This window comes from Chryseobacterium metallicongregator, assembly GCF_031324065.1.
In the GTDB taxonomy this organism is placed as follows: domain Bacteria; phylum Bacteroidota; class Bacteroidia; order Flavobacteriales; family Weeksellaceae; genus Chryseobacterium; species Chryseobacterium metallicongregator.
Window position 1 is genome coordinate 159,116 of record NZ_JAVIXS010000006.1, and the last position, 15,914, is coordinate 175,029.

At 35.3% G+C, this 15,914-nt stretch carries 13 protein-coding genes; 10 read left to right on the plus strand and 3 right to left on the minus strand.

Annotation, left to right across the window (positions count from 1 at the left end; all coding sequences use genetic code 11):
• Positions 1-154: 154 nt before the first annotated feature.
• From REB14_RS09310 to REB14_RS09320, 3 genes are all read right to left on the minus strand, one after another.
• On the minus strand, positions 155-1,813 hold the full coding sequence (locus REB14_RS09310) for a ribonucleoside-diphosphate reductase subunit alpha (RefSeq protein ID WP_079242943.1): 1,659 nt from the start codon (positions 1,811-1,813) through the stop codon (positions 155-157).
• A gap of 55 nt (positions 1,814-1,868) precedes the next feature.
• Positions 1,869-2,159 carry a hypothetical protein gene (locus REB14_RS09315; RefSeq protein WP_309522034.1) on the minus strand — a complete coding sequence of 97 codons (291 nt, stop codon included), beginning with the start codon at positions 2,157-2,159 and terminating at the stop codon, positions 1,869-1,871.
• Positions 2,160-2,267: 108 nt separating this feature from the next.
• Positions 2,268-3,242, minus strand: coding sequence for a ribonucleotide-diphosphate reductase subunit beta (locus tag REB14_RS09320; RefSeq protein ID WP_041461620.1), 975 nt, complete (start codon positions 3,240-3,242; stop codon positions 2,268-2,270).
• Between the two features lie 422 nt (positions 3,243-3,664).
• Between REB14_RS09320 and REB14_RS09325 the strand changes: the two genes are divergently transcribed.
• The 10 genes from REB14_RS09325 (at position 3,665) to REB14_RS09370 (ending at position 15,899) form a co-directional block, all read left to right on the plus strand.
• On the plus strand, positions 3,665-4,354 hold the full coding sequence (locus REB14_RS09325; protein ID WP_034699055.1) for an ABC transporter ATP-binding protein: 690 nt from the start codon (positions 3,665-3,667) through the stop codon (positions 4,352-4,354).
• 91 nt (positions 4,355-4,445) lie between these two features.
• Positions 4,446-5,675 carry an ABC transporter permease gene (locus tag REB14_RS09330; protein WP_309522035.1) on the plus strand — a complete coding sequence of 410 codons (1,230 nt, stop codon included), beginning with the start codon at positions 4,446-4,448 and terminating at the stop codon, positions 5,673-5,675.
• An 86-nt stretch (positions 5,676-5,761) separates the two neighbouring features.
• Positions 5,762-7,033, plus strand: a complete 1,272-nt coding sequence (locus REB14_RS09335; RefSeq protein WP_309522036.1) for an ABC transporter permease — start codon at positions 5,762-5,764, stop codon at positions 7,031-7,033.
• A 112-nt stretch (positions 7,034-7,145) separates the two neighbouring features.
• On the plus strand, positions 7,146-8,357 hold the full coding sequence (locus REB14_RS09340) for an efflux RND transporter periplasmic adaptor subunit (protein ID WP_034699066.1): 1,212 nt from the start codon (positions 7,146-7,148) through the stop codon (positions 8,355-8,357).
• Positions 8,358-8,562: 205 nt separating this feature from the next.
• Complete coding sequence (locus tag REB14_RS09345; protein ID WP_145953294.1) at positions 8,563-9,048, plus strand: hypothetical protein; 486 nt, start codon at positions 8,563-8,565, stop codon at positions 9,046-9,048.
• 56 nt (positions 9,049-9,104) lie between these two features.
• Positions 9,105-10,631 carry a glycosyltransferase family 39 protein gene (locus REB14_RS09350; RefSeq protein WP_309522037.1) on the plus strand — a complete coding sequence of 509 codons (1,527 nt, stop codon included), beginning with the start codon at positions 9,105-9,107 and terminating at the stop codon, positions 10,629-10,631.
• Between the two features lie 144 nt (positions 10,632-10,775).
• Positions 10,776-11,681, plus strand: a complete 906-nt coding sequence (locus REB14_RS09355; protein ID WP_309522038.1) for an NAD(P)/FAD-dependent oxidoreductase — start codon at positions 10,776-10,778, stop codon at positions 11,679-11,681.
• A 150-nt stretch (positions 11,682-11,831) separates the two neighbouring features.
• A complete protein-coding gene (gene glyA / locus REB14_RS09360) occupies positions 11,832-13,097 on the plus strand; it encodes a serine hydroxymethyltransferase (protein ID WP_034699074.1) in 1,266 nt (421 codons plus the stop codon).
• 57 nt (positions 13,098-13,154) lie between these two features.
• On the plus strand, positions 13,155-13,613 hold the full coding sequence (locus REB14_RS09365; RefSeq protein ID WP_079242936.1) for a regulatory protein RecX: 459 nt from the start codon (positions 13,155-13,157) through the stop codon (positions 13,611-13,613).
• Positions 13,614-13,970: 357 nt separating this feature from the next.
• Positions 13,971-15,899: a polysaccharide biosynthesis protein gene (locus REB14_RS09370; protein WP_079242935.1), complete on the plus strand. Its 1,929-nt coding sequence runs from the start codon at positions 13,971-13,973 to the stop codon at positions 15,897-15,899.
• Positions 15,900-15,914: the final 15 nt, after the last annotated feature.

Below are 15,914 nucleotides of genomic sequence, written 5' to 3' on the forward strand. Positions count from 1 at the left end.
CTATCAACATTAGGAGCTGAAGTGAAATTTTTTCAATTTTTACCAATCATCTGTGAAAATCTGTGCAATCTGTGGGAAACTAAAGGCCTATGAAAACGACAAAAGCACACCTCTCGGCGTGCTTTTGTAAATATAGCGTGTTTATTACTTGGTCCTATGCCTCACAGCTTGAACATGATACGAAGTTAACCATCATTTCTTTTGAAACAGATGAACTTCTTTGGTAGTAAAGGGTTTTTACTCCTTTTTTCCAAGCTTCAATATAAAGGTAGTTGACATCTTTTACAGGCATTGTAGAAGGAATCTGAAGATTCAGTGACTGTGCCTGGTCAATGTACTGCTGTCTTTGTGCAGCCTGAGAGATAATCTCCATTGGAGAAATTTCTTTGAACGTTTTGAATACTGCCTTTTCTTCAGGAGTAAGCTCGTTCAGGTGCTGTACAGATCCGTGGTTCAACATGATTGTTCTCCACGTTTCTTCGTTATCCAGTCCTTTTTCTTTCAATAGTTGTGCAAGGTATTTGTTCTTACGCATAAAGTTTCCTTTCGCAAGACCTGCTTTATAATAATTAGAAGAGAAAGGCTCAATTCCAGGAGAAGTCTGTCCTAAGATTGCAGAACTTGAAGTGGTAGGAGCGATAGCCATTGTTGTGGTATTTCTCAATCCGTATCCTTTCAATACTTCTGGTTCTCCATAGATGTTGGCAAGTTCTCTTGAAGCCTGCTCAGCCTGATCTTTGATATGTCTGAATGCTCTTGCGTTGAACTGAGTCGCTTCAAAGCTTTCAAACGGAATCATATTTTTCTGTAAATAAGAGTGGTATCCTAAAACTCCTAATCCAAGAGCTCTGTGACGCATCGCAAAGTTTCTTGCTCCCTGCAGATAATAATTACCTTCAGTTTTGTCAATAAACTCAGATAATACAGCATCAAGGAAGTATACCGCTAATTTTACAGCATCTGTATCTTTCCATTCATCGTACAATTCAAGGTTCATGGAAGACAGACAGCAGATGAAAGATTCTTCCATTGTAGATGGAAGCATGATCTCAGAACAAAGGTTACTTGCATTTACCGTCATTCCCAAATCTTTATACACCTGAGGTTTATTTCTGTTTACGTTGTCTGTGAAGAAAATATAAGGAAGACCTTTTTGCTGGCGGCTTTCCAATACTCTTGCCCAAACTTTACGTTTCTCCATATCACCGTCAATCATATCCTGCATCCAGTAATCTGGTACACATACTCCGGTAAACAGGTTTTGAATCGGGCTACCGATATCTTTAATGGATAAAAATTCTTCAATATCTCCGTGGTCAATATCTAAGTAAGCAGCAAAGGCACCTCTTCTTACTCCTCCCTGAGAAACAACATCCATAGCCGTATCGAAAAGCTTCATGAATGAAACTGCTCCTGAAGATTTTCCATTATCCGTAACAGCTGTTCCTCTGTTTCTTAATTCTCCAAAATATCCTGAAGTACCACCTCCGATTTTAGTCTGCATGATGACTTCACCCATTTTATGAGTAATTCCTTCAATGCTGTCCGGAATGTGAACGTTGAAACATGAGATAGGAAGACCTCTTTCTGTTCCCATATTAGCCCATACAGGAGAAGAGAAGCTGATCCATCCTTTTGTGATCATTTCTTTGAATGCTGGTTGAAGTTCAGGTTTGTATAACCTTTTTGCTGCAGCAGTGGTAATTCTGTCGATAGCTCCGTCTACCGTTTCACCTTTCAACAGATATCCTCTGTTCAGCATTTGCTCAGACTCTTCATTGAGCCACCATATATTTGAATTTTGCTCTTCCATAGATGTTATATTTTCGAATTCCGGAATGAGAGAATCACTCCGGAATTTTGTTTTTTTATATTATTGATTGTAAAATTTCTACTTTGTGGGAACCGTTCAGTCCGCTTTCATCTCTTAATCTCTGAAATTCTTTAAAAGACGGAACATTCAAAACTTCATGCTGAACTTCTTCATTGATGTAGTTTGAATAATGTACAAAAGTAACACCATCTTCCTTTACAAAAACTTTATATTCAAAGGTGGAAGGATCTAAATTTTTGAAATCTTCCAGAAATTGTTGAATATTCGTTTTATTATTTGGAACAAATTCGGGGTTTACCGTATAGGTTACTATTACATTGATCATTTCTTTTGTATTTGTGCTTTATTCATGAACAGCAATTCCACTTATTAATCAGAAAAGGGTAATCCTGATACTGACTGCTTTGACGCTCGCTTCGCTCGCGCCCCAATATTAAAACAAATCGTTTGCTGTAATACTTTTATCGTGCTTCGTATAGTCTACAGGTCTTTTTGCAAAGAAATCATCTAATGAATTGGCGAAAACTTCCTCTTCGAACCATACCATTGGTCTGTATTGCTCAGGAGTAATGTTGTATCTTGTTTTCATGTTGATTTTCTTCAAGCTGTCATCTACACGGTATTTCATGAAGTTAAGAAGATCTTCTTTAGAAACGTTGTCAATTTCTCCCAATTCAAAGATCCAGCTAAGAATGTCTCCTTCTCTTGCGATAGACTCATCTACTAAAGTGTAAATGTCTTCGATATCGCTGTCTGTTAATAAGTCAGGCTGTTCCTCACGGATTTTGTTGATCAGGTAGATTCCTGCATTCGCGTGAATTTGTTCATCTACGGAAGTCCATGCAATGATATTGGAAACGTTTTTCATGAAACCTTTGAATCTTGTGAAAGAAAGGATGATGGCAAACTGCGAGAAAAGAGAAACATTTTCTACTAAAATACTGAATAATAGTAAAGCAGAAACATACTCTTTAGGTGTAGCAGAATTAGCGTGCTTTAAAGCATTTCCAAGGAACTCGATTCTTCCTTTTACAGCAGGAATTTCGATCACGTTAAGGAATTCGTCGTTATATCCTAATACCTCTAATAAACGGGAATATGCTTCAGAATGACGGAACTCGCATTCTGCAAAAGTAGATCCTAATCCATTGAATTCCGGCTTTGGTAGGTGGTTGTATAAATTCCCCCAGAATGTCTTTACAGACACCTCGATCTGTGCAATGGCTAACAGCGCATTTTTCACAGCATGCTTTTCATGTGGTTCCAACTGCGAATGAAAATCCTGAACATCTGCAGTAAAGTCCACTTCCGAATGTACCCAGAACGATTTGTTGATTGCCTCTACAAATTGAAGAACCTCCGGGTATTCAAATGGCTTATAACTTACTCTTTTATCAAAAATTCCCATATTAAATTTATATAATTAAATAATTTAGATCTCTGTGGATAACGTTCCGGAAATACTTAACTTTTTGTTTGTCTGTGCGTTGTAAAATAAAGTTATTCACTTTCACAAAACCATATTTCTTGTAAAGAACTAATAGCAAAGTTCGAAAAAAAGAACTGATTTTGAAAGAGGTAAATACTAATAGGCTGACTTTTAGCCTGAAAAGTTTTCCACATTTACATGAAACTGGCTCGAATAATAGGCTAGACAGCAATCTTGAGGATAAATAGATACAAATACTGAGTTACAGTTAAACGATATTTTATAAAGTATTATAAATAAAGGATTACAGTGTTAAACAAAAAAATATTTGAATAAATTTTTATTCTTGTAACAATTTGAAAATATCATCTACTTATTGGGTATAAAACATACATCACTTAATGTTAGTAATTCAGGATTTAAATAAGTCATACGATACAGGGAAAAGTAAACTTCATGTTCTCAAAGGAATTAATCTGAATATTTCTGAGGGGGAGTTTGTTTCTATTATGGGAAGTTCCGGTTCCGGAAAATCTACGCTTCTTAATATTATTGGGATTCTGGATGAAAAAGATTCAGGAACTTATGAATTGGATGGAGTTCCTATCGAGCATTTATCTGAAGTAAAAGCTGCGGAATACAGAAGTAGGTTTCTAGGATTTATTTTCCAGTCTTTTAATCTTATTAATTATAAAACGGCTTTAGAAAATGTAGCACTTCCTCTGTACTATCAGAATGTACCGAGAAAAGAGCGAAATCAGAAAGCTATGGAATATCTGGAGAAAGTAGGATTGGCACAATGGGCCAACCATCTTCCGAGTGAACTTTCCGGAGGTCAGAAACAAAGAGTCGCTATTGCAAGAGCTTTGATTACAGACCCAAAAGTAGTACTGGCGGATGAGCCTACAGGAGCATTGGATTCCAAAACTACTCATGATATTATGAAACTTCTTCAGGATATCAATAATGAAGGAAAAACAATCATCGTTGTAACCCATGAACCGGACGTTGCTGCACAAACCAAAAGGAATGTAGTACTGAAGGACGGGATTATTGAAAGTGATGAGTTTATTAAGCAGATTGTGCTTTAGGAATTTGATAATTTGAAAATAAGATAATGTGAAAATTTACTGATTCAGTTTTTAATCTTTAAATTTTTCAATCTTTAAATACCAATAAAAAATGTTTGACCTAGATCGTTGGCAGGAAATATTCAGTTCTATCCGAAGTAATGTACTTAGGACGGTACTTTCAGGGTTTACAGTAGCCTTGGGACTGTTTATTTTCATTGTACTTTTTGGAATTGGAAAAGGACTTCAGAATGCTTTCTCTGAAGGGTTTGCCGGAGATGCTAAGAACCTTATTATTATTTCAACAGGGAAAGCCACTTTAGCGTATAAGGGATTACAGTCTGATAGAAATGTTACAATGAATAACGCAGACTATGATTTTTTGATTAATGCAGACAAGAAAAAAGCGGGTCCTTCAAGTCCCAGGTATAGTGCCAATTTAATGGTGAAATATGGGAAAGAAAGTGGTCTTTATCAGATCAATGGAGCTGAGCCGGGGGAGCAGGTTATTGAAAATAGAAAAATTATTGATGGTCGCTATCTGACATCTATGGATTTAACAAGGAAGTTAAATGTTGCCGTAATCGGAAGAATGGTTCAGCGGGATTTGATCAAAAATGGAAATCCTATTGGAAAAGAGCTGGATATTAATGGAACGATGTACAAGGTAATCGGAGTCTTTTCAGATGATGGAGGAGACAGAGATGAAAGGCATATTACAGTTCCTATTACTACTTTACAGCAGATGAAAAAAGGTTCTGATACTGTAAATATAGCATATATTACTTATGATGATAAGTTGACTCCGGATCAGGCCATAAAATATGGTGATGAGTTACAAGATAAATTGAAATCCAGAAAAAATGTTTCTCCTGATGATGAAAATGGAGTTCGTGTATGGAATAACGCCAAGAATATGAATGATACATTTATGTTTATGGCAGTTCTTACTGCTATTGTTGGATTCATTGGTCTTGGGACATTGCTTGCGGGAATTATCGGGATCAGTAATATCATGGTGTATATCGTGAAAGAAAGAACCAAAGAAATCGGAGTCCGAAAAGCTATTGGAGCAAAGCCAAGCGGAATCGTAGGTCTGATTGTTCAGGAAAGCGTTGTAATTACAGTGGTATCCGGACTTGTAGGAGTAGGAATAGGTGTTTTGACATTAAGTCTTATTGGGGATAGTCTTGAAGAATTCTTCATTAAAAGCCCAAGTGTAGGATGGGGATCTATTATTATGGCATTTATTGCACTGATTTTTTCCGGATTGATTGCTGGATTTGTGCCTGCATACAGAGCTTCAAGAATCAAACCTATTGAAGCATTGAGAACAGAATAACAGATAAATAAGCTCAAAGGCAAATAAATCAGTTTGGTGGAATTCATAACTCATAATTTATAACTTATAACTTATAATTCAAAAAGGTGAATATCATATTTAAAAAAGATACTTGGCAGGAAATTTATTATTCATTGAGGAATAATAAACTCCGAACATTTCTTACCATGATTGGCGTAGGATGGGGGATGTTTTTGTATGTAAGCCTTCTTGGAGCCGCAAAAGGAATGGAGAATGGTTTTGATAAATTATTTTCCGGTTTTGCTACCAACTCAATCTTCTTGTGGGCACAGAAAACGTCTATTCCATATGAAGGATTTCCTAAAGGAAGAGAAGTTCATCTGAACTTAACTGATATGGACATGCTGAAAAGAAAAGTAACTGCCATAGATTATATATCACCCCAAAATGCCAGAGGAAGTTTTACCGGAACACCGGGAGAAGCAATGTCAAGAAACGGGAAAAACGGAACCTATTCGCTTACCGGAGACTACTCTGTAGGAAATAAAATTTCCGAAAAAAAACTGATCTACGGACGCTACATCAATGATGCCGATGTTTCCGGGAATAAAAATGTAGTAGTTATTGGAGAAGAAATTTATAAAAACTTCTTTGATTCCAAGAAAAAAGAAAATCCAATAGGAAAATCAATTAATATTAAAGGTCTCTTCTTTAATGTCATCGGAGTTTTCCGTGTTAAAAAAGGAGGCGGCTTTGAAAATGATCAGACAGCTTTCATTCCACTTTCCACTTATACGAAAATGTATAATGCAGGAGACCAGATCGACCTGTTTGCTATTGTAAGCAAGCCTAATGCTAACGTTAATTCTGTGGAAGAAGAAGTGAAACAGGTTTTAAAAACCAAGAATAAAGTTTCACCTGAAGATACCAATGCTTTCGGAAGTTTCAACCTTGGAAAAGAGTTTAAAAAACTGACCGGTTTTCTTACAGGAATGCAGTTGCTGACCATTATTGTTGGTACACTGACTATTCTTGCAGGAGTAATCGCTATTTCAAATATCCTTTTGATTACGGTAAAAGAGAGAACCAAAGAAATCGGAATCAGAAGAGCATTGGGAGCAAAGCCTGCTGAAGTAAGAAATCAGATTTTGCTGGAAAGTGTTGTGATTACACTCTCCTCAGGATTAATAGGTTTTATGTCTGGAATTTTTGTCCTTATGATCCTTAATGCTGTTACCCAGGGTCAGGATTCATTTCCTTTTTATAATCCGACCGTTAACTATGGAAACGTATTTGCAGCGATGGCTGTAATGGTGGTTTTAGGATTGATAATCGGGATGATTCCTGCGCAGAGAGCGGTAAAGATCAGACCTATTGAAGCATTAAGAACAGAATAATTAATTTGAAAATGATACAATTTGGAAATGAAAGTGCCCAGTTCATAAATAACGAACTTATCTTTTAATTTTTAAATCTTTCCATCTATTTAATAAAAAATAAACTATACATATGAAAAAGAAATTCACCTGGAAAAAAGCCATTTATATAGTCTTGGGGCTTTTATTTGCAGTGGCATTGTTCTCAGGGCTTGGCTATTTTATCAAATCAAACTCCAAAGAAAGTGAGGCTTTCCTTACCCGCAAACCTACTATCCAGAATATGGATGATAAAGTAATGGCAACAGGGAAAATTGTTCCAAAAGAAGAAATTGAAATCAAACCCAATATTGCAGGGATTATCGATAAGATTCTAGTAAAAGAAGGAGATAAAGTTGAAGTAGGACAGCTGATTGCTACTGTAAAAATTGTTCCAAGTATCTCCGAAGTAAACGCTGCTCAGCAAGAAGTTCAGAATGCACAGATCCAGATCAGTAATGCTCAGATGAATGTAGGAAATATGCAAAAGCAGTTTGAAATGCAGGATAAGCTTTACAAGCAAGGAGTAGCTTCTAAACAGGAGTATCTCAACTCTCAGCAGCAATTGTACTCTCAGCAGCAGACGTTGAAAAACGCTCAGCAACAATTAAATACGGCTCAAAAAAGATTACAGATTGCTAAAACAGGAGCAACCCCTGAACTTAAAGGCCAAGGTCTGGCAACTACAGAAATTCGTTCCAAAGCTTCAGGTACCGTACTTGAAGTTCCTGTAAAAGCAGGAAGTCAGGTGATTGAAGCGAACAACTTTAACGCCGGAACTACCATCTGCTCTGTGGCTGATTTAAATGTTTTGATCTTTAAAGGTGAAATCGATGAAGCACAAGCCGGAAAACTAACTGAAGGAATGGATATGAACATTGTGATCGGTGCACTTCAAAATAAAACATTCCCTGGAAAACTGACGATGATTGCTCCAAAAGGTAAAGATAATGCAGGAACTATTAAATTTCCGGTAGAAGGAAACGTATCTAATCCTAATAATGAGTATATTAGAGCAGGTTTTTCTGCAAATGGTGAAATTGTATTGAGTTCTCAGAAAAATGCATTATTATTGGATGAATCTTTGGTTCAGTATGAAAAGAAACAAGGAAAAGATGTACCTTTCGTAGAGGCAAAACAAAAAGATGGGAAATTCAAAAAAGTATATGTGAAACTGGGAGCAAGTGACGGGATCAACGTTCAGATTCTTCCGGGATCAAATATCACAAAAGATACTGAAGTGAAAGTTTGGAACCCTTCTGATAAAGACAAAGAAGAGCTTAAAGAAAAAGCAAATAAAAAATAATAAACTACACTATACACTTTTAAACTGTGAATCCTGGAGAAATTTTTTTCTCCGGGATTCTTTTTTTAGATCAAAACTTTTACAAGCGTAAATTCCTATATTTGAATTGGATAATCTATGAAAAATGTGCAGATACGCAGGGAAAACTTATAAATCACATTACGTATGTTTTAAATGCCGAAAATCATTTAAACAACCTGATAGTGTGGATATCTTACGTCGGATTGAAAAAGAGAAAATATATCATGAACCCGATGGGAAATCAATTCGTAAAATAGGATACGTTTTTACAAAAGCAGAAACAAAAGAGTTTCAGAAAATTGTTTCAGAGATTGAAAACAGAACTATAAAATGTCCTGAGTGCGCGAGTGTGATGGCTGATCTTGGAAAAGATTTCAAAGCCCCTAAAAAAACAGCAGCCAAAGAATGGAAAATCATAGAAAGTCTTTTTAAAACTGGAAAATGCTTTCATAGCTGTGGCTGTGATGGAATAGGCTATATTCCTAAAAATCCTAAAGACTACGAAACATACCTGAATGATGTTTTGAAAACGTATCAGGAATATTTAGCTGCCTGTCAGAAGACTCCTATAGAAGAATGTCCTAAAAAGGTTGAAGAAATTAAGTATTGGTCTGGCAATATTCAGAAGATTAAAACTGAAATTATGAATAATAGCTTTAAAATAATATAAGTGTAACAAAAAAGAGATTTAGACTGTCTTACTTTTAAACTTCAAACAATATCTCCATGAAAAAAGACTATTGGATTCTGTTTCTTTTTATCATTGCAAAGTTTGCACTCCAATACTCACTGATAAGCCCTGAGTATGAACTTCACAGAGATGAATATCTGCATCTTGATCAGGCCAATCATCTTGCCTGGGGATATCTCTCTGTTCCTCCTGTTAATTCCTGGTTGGCCTGGATGATTAAAATGTTGGGAAATTCTATTTTTTGGGTTAAATTCTTTCCAGCGCTGTTCGGAGCTTTGACAATTGTGCTGACATGGAAAGTTGTTGAAGAACTCAATGGAAACCTGTTTGCTAAAGTATTGGCTTCCTTAGGGCTATTATTTTCTGTACTTCTTCGGGTAAATATGTTATTCCAGCCCACATCTCTGGAGATCTTACTTTGGTTGTTTATTTACTACAGTCTGATTAAATATTTCAATTCTCAAAAAGTAAAATGGTTGTATATAGGTGCCATCATTGTCGGAATAGGAATATTAAACAAATATAATATTGCTTTTTCATTATTAGGGCTTATTCCTGCATTATTGCTGACAGAGCAAAGGCGGATTTTTATGCAGTCTCATGTGTATTGGGCTGCTCTTTTAGCTTTAATTATTATTTTCCCTAATCTTCTTTGGCAGTATCAGAACCAGTTTCCGGTTATTCATCATATGAAAGAACTTTCTGAAAAACAATTGGTGCATGTAGATCGAATGGGTTTTATGAAATCACAGATTTTATTTTTTGTTGGAGTTATTTTTGTAACGATTGCAGGTTGGGGAGCATTACTGTTGTACAAACCTTTTGAAAAATTCAGGTTTTTCTTTTGGAGTTATATCATTACGATTACTCTTTTTTTATTTTTTAAAGCGAAGGATTATTATGCAATAGGACTTTATCCTGTTTATATTGCTTTTGGTGCTGTTTTTCTTGGATATGTGTTTGAAAAAGGATGGAAAAGGTTTTTAAAACCGGTCAGTATACTTATCCCAATACTGTTATTCCTTCCTCTATATAATGTAGCTTTTCCAAATAAAAGTCCTCAATATATTGAGTCCCATCAGGATCAATACAAAAAATTCGGACTGCTTCGCTGGGAAGATGGAAAAGATCACCCACTGCCACAGGATTTTGCCGATATGCAGGGTTGGAAAGAACTTGCTCAAAAAGTAGATAAAGAATATTCCAGACTATCAAAAAGCGGAAATACCATGGTCCTTTGTGATAATTATGGACAGACCGGAGCGATTAATTATTATTCAAAAGCTGGAGTGATAGCTATGTCATTTCATGCAGACTATATTAATTGGATAGATTTAAGCAAGAAATACAAAAATGTGATCAGAGTTAAAGATGCCTCTGAAGCAGGGAAAGAACTTGAAGAATCCGGCTCTTTTTTTGAAGTTTCAACATTAAAAGACTCTATTGCCAATCCGTATGCAAGAGAAAGAGGAACGGCTATTTTCAGTTTACAGGGAGCTAAAATAGACATCAATAAAAGAATTCAGAACGAAATCATCGAAGTTAAAAATGAATGGAAATAGTTTTCAATAAAGTTGGAAATGATGATTTGTATACAAGATAAAGTTAATAGATAAATGTTATTGCAACTTTATTGCGTTAATTGATTTTAGACTATCTTTGCACTATCAACTATCAACTATCAACTATCAACTATCAATTGAGCTATGGAAAACAAAAACTTTGATGTTATTATAATAGGAGGGAGCTATTCAGGATTATCGGCAGGAATGTCTTTGGGAAGATCTTTAAGAAATGTTCTGATTATTGATAACGGAAAACCTTGTAACAGACAGACTCCTCATTCTCATAATTTTGTGACTCACGATGGGAAAACTCCTGCGGAAATTGCAAAGCTGGCAAAAGAAGATGTAGAAAGATATAACACTGTAAGGTTTTATAACGGAACAGTCATAAAAACAGCAAAAACAGCCAAAGGTTTTGTGATCGAAACTTCATCCGGAAAAGAATTTCATACCAAGAAGCTGATCCTTGCTGCAGGAGTGAAGGATCTGATGCCGGACATTCCCGGATTTGCAGAATGTTGGGGGATTTCTGTTTTACATTGCCCCTATTGTCATGGATATGAAGTAAAAAACAAAATAACAGGTGTTCTTTCTAATGGTGATATGGCCTACGAATTTTCAAAACTGATTTTTAATCTGACCAAAAGCCTTACCTTATTCACCAATGGAAAGGCTGTTCTTACTGATGAACAGATTGAAAAACTGAAGCAGAATAAAATCACTTTGAACGAGGAGGAAATTGGAGAAATAAAACATGAAAACGGATCCATTCAGAAAATTATTTTCAAAAATGGAAAAGAAGTTCCCTTACAGGCCTTATATGCTAAAATCCCTTTTGAACAGAATATCAATGTATCCGATGATTTGGGGTGTGAACTGACAGAACAGGGATTTATTAAGGTAGATATGATGCAGAAAACAACCGTTCCAGGAGTTTTTGCCTGTGGAGATAATGTAACCATGATGCGCTCTGTAGCCAATGCAATTGCACAAGGAAATTTTGCCGGTGCTGTGGTAAATAAGGAACTATCAGATGAAGAATTTTAGAGGCTTTTTACTACAATTAAAACAATCATAATATTGGATTTGTCCATAGGTATTTTCATTTTTTAGTGTTTAAAAATCATTTTTTCAATAGAGAAATCTCGACGAAAATTCCGTACATTTGGGGTGAAAATTTCAAAAACTAAAAGTAAAATGGATATTATTTTCGACCTGATTGAAAAGGAAAGACAAAGACAAACCCATGGTTTAGAACTTATTGCATCAGAAAACTTTGTTTCTGAAAACGTGATGAAAGCAATGGGAAGTGTACTGACAAATAAATATGCTGAAGGATATCCCGGAAAAAGATATTACGGAGGATGTGAAGTAGTAGATGAGGTTGAAACTTTAGCGATCAACAGAGCTAAAGAACTTTTCGGAGTAGACTATGTGAATGTTCAGCCGCATTCCGGTTCTCAGGCAAATGCAGCCATTTATCTTGCAGTTTTGAAACCAGGTGACAAAATCATGGGGATGGATCTTTCAATGGGAGGACACCTTACTCACGGTTCTGCAGTGAATTTCTCAGGGATTCAATATAACGTAGTTTCTTACGGAGTTCAGCAGGAAACAGGTCTTATCGACTATGACCAAATGAGAGAAGTTGCATTGAGAGAAAAACCAAAAATGCTTATCGCAGGTTTCTCAGCGTATTCAAGAGATTTAGACTATGCTAAATTCAGAGAAGTAGCAGACGAAGTTGGAGCTACACTTTGGGCAGATATCGCTCACCCGGCTGGTTTAGTGGCAAAAGGTTTATTAAATTCACCATTCGAGCACTGTCATGTAGTAACTACCACTACTCACAAAACTCTTAGAGGACCAAGAGGAGGTATGATCATGATGGGTAAAGACTTTGAAAATACTTACGGTCACAAAACTCCAAAAGGAGAAATCAAAATGATGAGCCAGGTACTTGACGGAGCTGTATTCCCAGGTATTCAGGGAGGTCCTCTTGAGCACGTAATTGCTGGTAAAGCGGTAGCTTTCGGTGAAGCATTGGACGTACAGTTCGAAACCTATGCAAAACAGGTTAAATCTAACGCTCAGGCGTTATCAAAAGCAATGATTGACAGAGGTTTTGATATCGTAAGCGGTGGTACAGATAATCACCTGATGTTAGTAGATCTTAGAAATAAAGGAGTAAACGGTAAAGAAACTGAAAAAGCATTAGTACTTGCTGATATTACTTGTAATAAAAACATGGTTCCTTTCGATGATAAATCACCATTTACAACATCTGGTATCAGATTAGGAACTGCTGCTATTACAACCAGAGGACTTAAGGAAAATGATATGGATACTATTGCGGGATTAATTTCTGAAGTGGTAGACAATATCAAGAATGAAGAAGTTCTTGGATCTGTAAGAAAGAAAGTTAACGAATTAATGGAAGGTAAAGCTCTGTTCAATTACTAACAAATATTCCAATATCATATAAAGAATGAGCAAACTGCTCATTCTTTTTTTATTACAATGGAAAAGAAATCTTATACTTTCGACGAAATTAAACAGAAGCTTGTTAATTATTGTGTTTACCAGGACCGTTGCCATGCGGAAGTGGAACAAAAGATGAGAGAGTTTCTGCTTATTGATGAAGCAAAAGAAGAAATTATTTTATTTCTGCTGAAAGAAAATTTTCTGAACGAAGAAAGATTTACCAGGAGCTATATCCGAGGGAAATTTTACATCAAACACTGGGGAAAGACCAAAATTAAGATCAGCCTGAAACAAAAACAGATTTCAGAGAGGCTGATAAGCTCTTGTTTTGATGAGATTGATGACTCAGATTATGAGAAAACCATCAGAAAAATTTTTGATGATTATTACACCAAACAAACTGGCTTGAAAGAATATCAAAAAAAAACCAAAACTATAAAATATTTGATGAGTAAAGGTTTTGAGTATGAGAAAATAATTGATATTTTTGACTAAATATTAATAAATAAAAAAAACTTGACGTATGACTTTTAGGAAAAAAAACAATCAGTTCATTGAAAAAGATTGATATATAAAGATTTAATATTTCTTTTAAAGAAAAAACAGCTGGAATAAAGAATTTACATAGATAAATATCGCCCTCTTAAACAGTTTCTATGGTACGATTTTTGTCTGTGGGTTTAGCTGTACCGCAATGAAATTGTTAGATTTTATAAATGTAACATCAAATTTATTTTTGATTTCAGCGTATTGAAATAAATTTATTTTATTTTTGCATGATTGTATCAAAACTATCTTTGATTGGATAATTAGATATTATACCTTAATTAAATATGAACACCAATATAGACAATGTACAATTCTCTTAGAAAAACAATATTTGGAGGGGATAATGTTGTCAATCTCTCAGACGTAAGATATCTTCCTAGATGGATAATTCTTGTAATAGACATTATTATTCTGGTAATATCTTTATTTCTTTCTACTTACATTATCGCAAAAATTACAAAGCAGGAATTCATATATCATGATGATAAAAGCCTAATTTTCGCTTTTATTATTCTGGTAAATGCTGCTTTTATGTATATCTTCAAGACCTATGCCGGGATAATACGCCATTCCACCTTTATAGATTTATTTAAGCTTCTGATCTCCTGCTTTTGCACAATGCTGGCTATTGGAACTGTAAATATCTGCTATTTCTGGATTACAGGAAGTAAATTCATCCTTACTCCTTATCTGATGCTTTATTTTGTAATTTCATTTATGGGATTATTTCTTTTCAGACTCTATGTGAAGGAATTTTTCCATATTGTAAGGGAATACAGAAGAAGCGCACTGAAAAAAAGAATTTTAGTGTTGGGAATTGATGAACAATCTATTGCCATTGCACGTGCTATTCTTGATAACCCGAGTTTACCTTATCAGGTAGTAGGTTTCTTGACACAAAGAACAGATTCTAAAAGGGCATCTCTGTTAGGAAAGCCAATTTATGAAAAACAAAAAATAGAAGAAAACACCAAAGAAGATCTTATTATTGATGGCGTTCTTATTGTTAAAGAAATGATGGCCAGAGATGAGATGAATTCATGGGTGAATTTATTTTTAGAGAAAGATCTTAATGTCTTTAAAGCACCATCAGTACAAAAACTGAGAGACAGCGATCTGGGTGGATCTATCAGAAATCTTCAAATTGAAGATTTGTTAAATAGAAAACCTATCAAAATTCAGAACGAAAAAGTTAAAAGCAGACATTTTGATAAAACAGTATTAGTAACCGGTGGAGCAGGATCCATAGGAAGTGAAATTGTAAGACAGGTTGCTCTTTTCAACCCTTCATTGATTGTAGTTTTAGATCAGGCAGAAACACCGCTTTATGAAATTGAACTTGAAATGAGAGATAAATTTCCTCATATCCCTTTCAAATTTGTTTTAGGAGATGTTTCCAATCATCACAGAATGGAATCTCTGTTCCAAACCTATAATTTCTCAATGGTATATCATGCAGCAGCTTATAAGCACGTACCATTAGTAGAAGAAAATCCTCACGAAGCTATTTTTGTTAATATATTAGGCTCAAAGATTGTTGCAAAGCTATCCAGCAAGTATAAAGTAAACCGGTTCGTAATGGTATCTACAGATAAAGCTGTAAATCCAACCAACGTGATGGGAGCTTCAAAGCGTGCTGCTGAGCTTTTTGTGCAGTCACTTCAGAATGTAGAAGGTAACGTTACCAAGTTTATTACAACAAGATTTGGAAATGTATTAGGATCTAACGGTTCTGTAATCCCTCATTTTAAAAAGCAAATTGAAGCTGGAGGACCGGTAACCATTACCCATCCGGAAATTGTAAGATATTTCATGACTATTCCTGAAGCTTGTGAACTGGTTCTTCAGGCGGGAACAATGGGTGAAGGAGGCGAAATTTTTGTTTTTGATATGGGAGAACCTGTTAAAATTATTGATCTTGCCAAAAGAATGATAAAATTATCAGGATTTGAACCTAATATTGATATTAAGATCATTTATACAGGATTGAGACCTGGTGAAAAGTTATATGAAGAACTCTTGAGTGATGATGCAAAAACACTTCCTACTCATAATGATAAAATCATGATCTCCAAAGATCCTTCTATGGGATTTGCAGAAATAGATACGCTTACTAAAGAAATTACAAAAGCTTCTCTTAGAAGAGATAAAGTGGAAGTAGTAAGGATTCTTAAAACTATAGTGCCGGAATTCCGAAGCAATAATTCAATCTATGAGGCTCTTGATAAATAGACAAAATATAAATGT

Coding starts and splice junctions, on each gene's coding strand:
- REB14_RS09310 (WP_079242943.1), bottom strand. CDS start 1,813: ATGGAAGAGCAAAATTCAAATATATGGTGGCTCAATGAAGAGTCTGAG.
- REB14_RS09315 (WP_309522034.1), bottom strand. CDS start 2,159: ATGATCAATGTAATAGTAACCTATACGGTAAACCCCGAATTTGTTCCA.
- REB14_RS09320 (WP_041461620.1), bottom strand. CDS start 3,242: ATGGGAATTTTTGATAAAAGAGTAAGTTATAAGCCATTTGAATACCCG.
- REB14_RS09325 (WP_034699055.1), top strand. CDS start 3,665: ATGTTAGTAATTCAGGATTTAAATAAGTCATACGATACAGGGAAAAGT.
- REB14_RS09330 (WP_309522035.1), top strand. CDS start 4,446: ATGTTTGACCTAGATCGTTGGCAGGAAATATTCAGTTCTATCCGAAGT.
- REB14_RS09340 (WP_034699066.1), top strand. CDS start 7,146: ATGAAAAAGAAATTCACCTGGAAAAAAGCCATTTATATAGTCTTGGGG.
- REB14_RS09350 (WP_309522037.1), top strand. CDS start 9,105: ATGAAAAAAGACTATTGGATTCTGTTTCTTTTTATCATTGCAAAGTTT.
- REB14_RS09355 (WP_309522038.1), top strand. CDS start 10,776: ATGGAAAACAAAAACTTTGATGTTATTATAATAGGAGGGAGCTATTCA.
- glyA (WP_034699074.1), top strand. CDS start 11,832: ATGGATATTATTTTCGACCTGATTGAAAAGGAAAGACAAAGACAAACC.
- REB14_RS09365 (WP_079242936.1), top strand. CDS start 13,155: ATGGAAAAGAAATCTTATACTTTCGACGAAATTAAACAGAAGCTTGTT.
- REB14_RS09370 (WP_079242935.1), top strand. CDS start 13,971: ATGTACAATTCTCTTAGAAAAACAATATTTGGAGGGGATAATGTTGTC.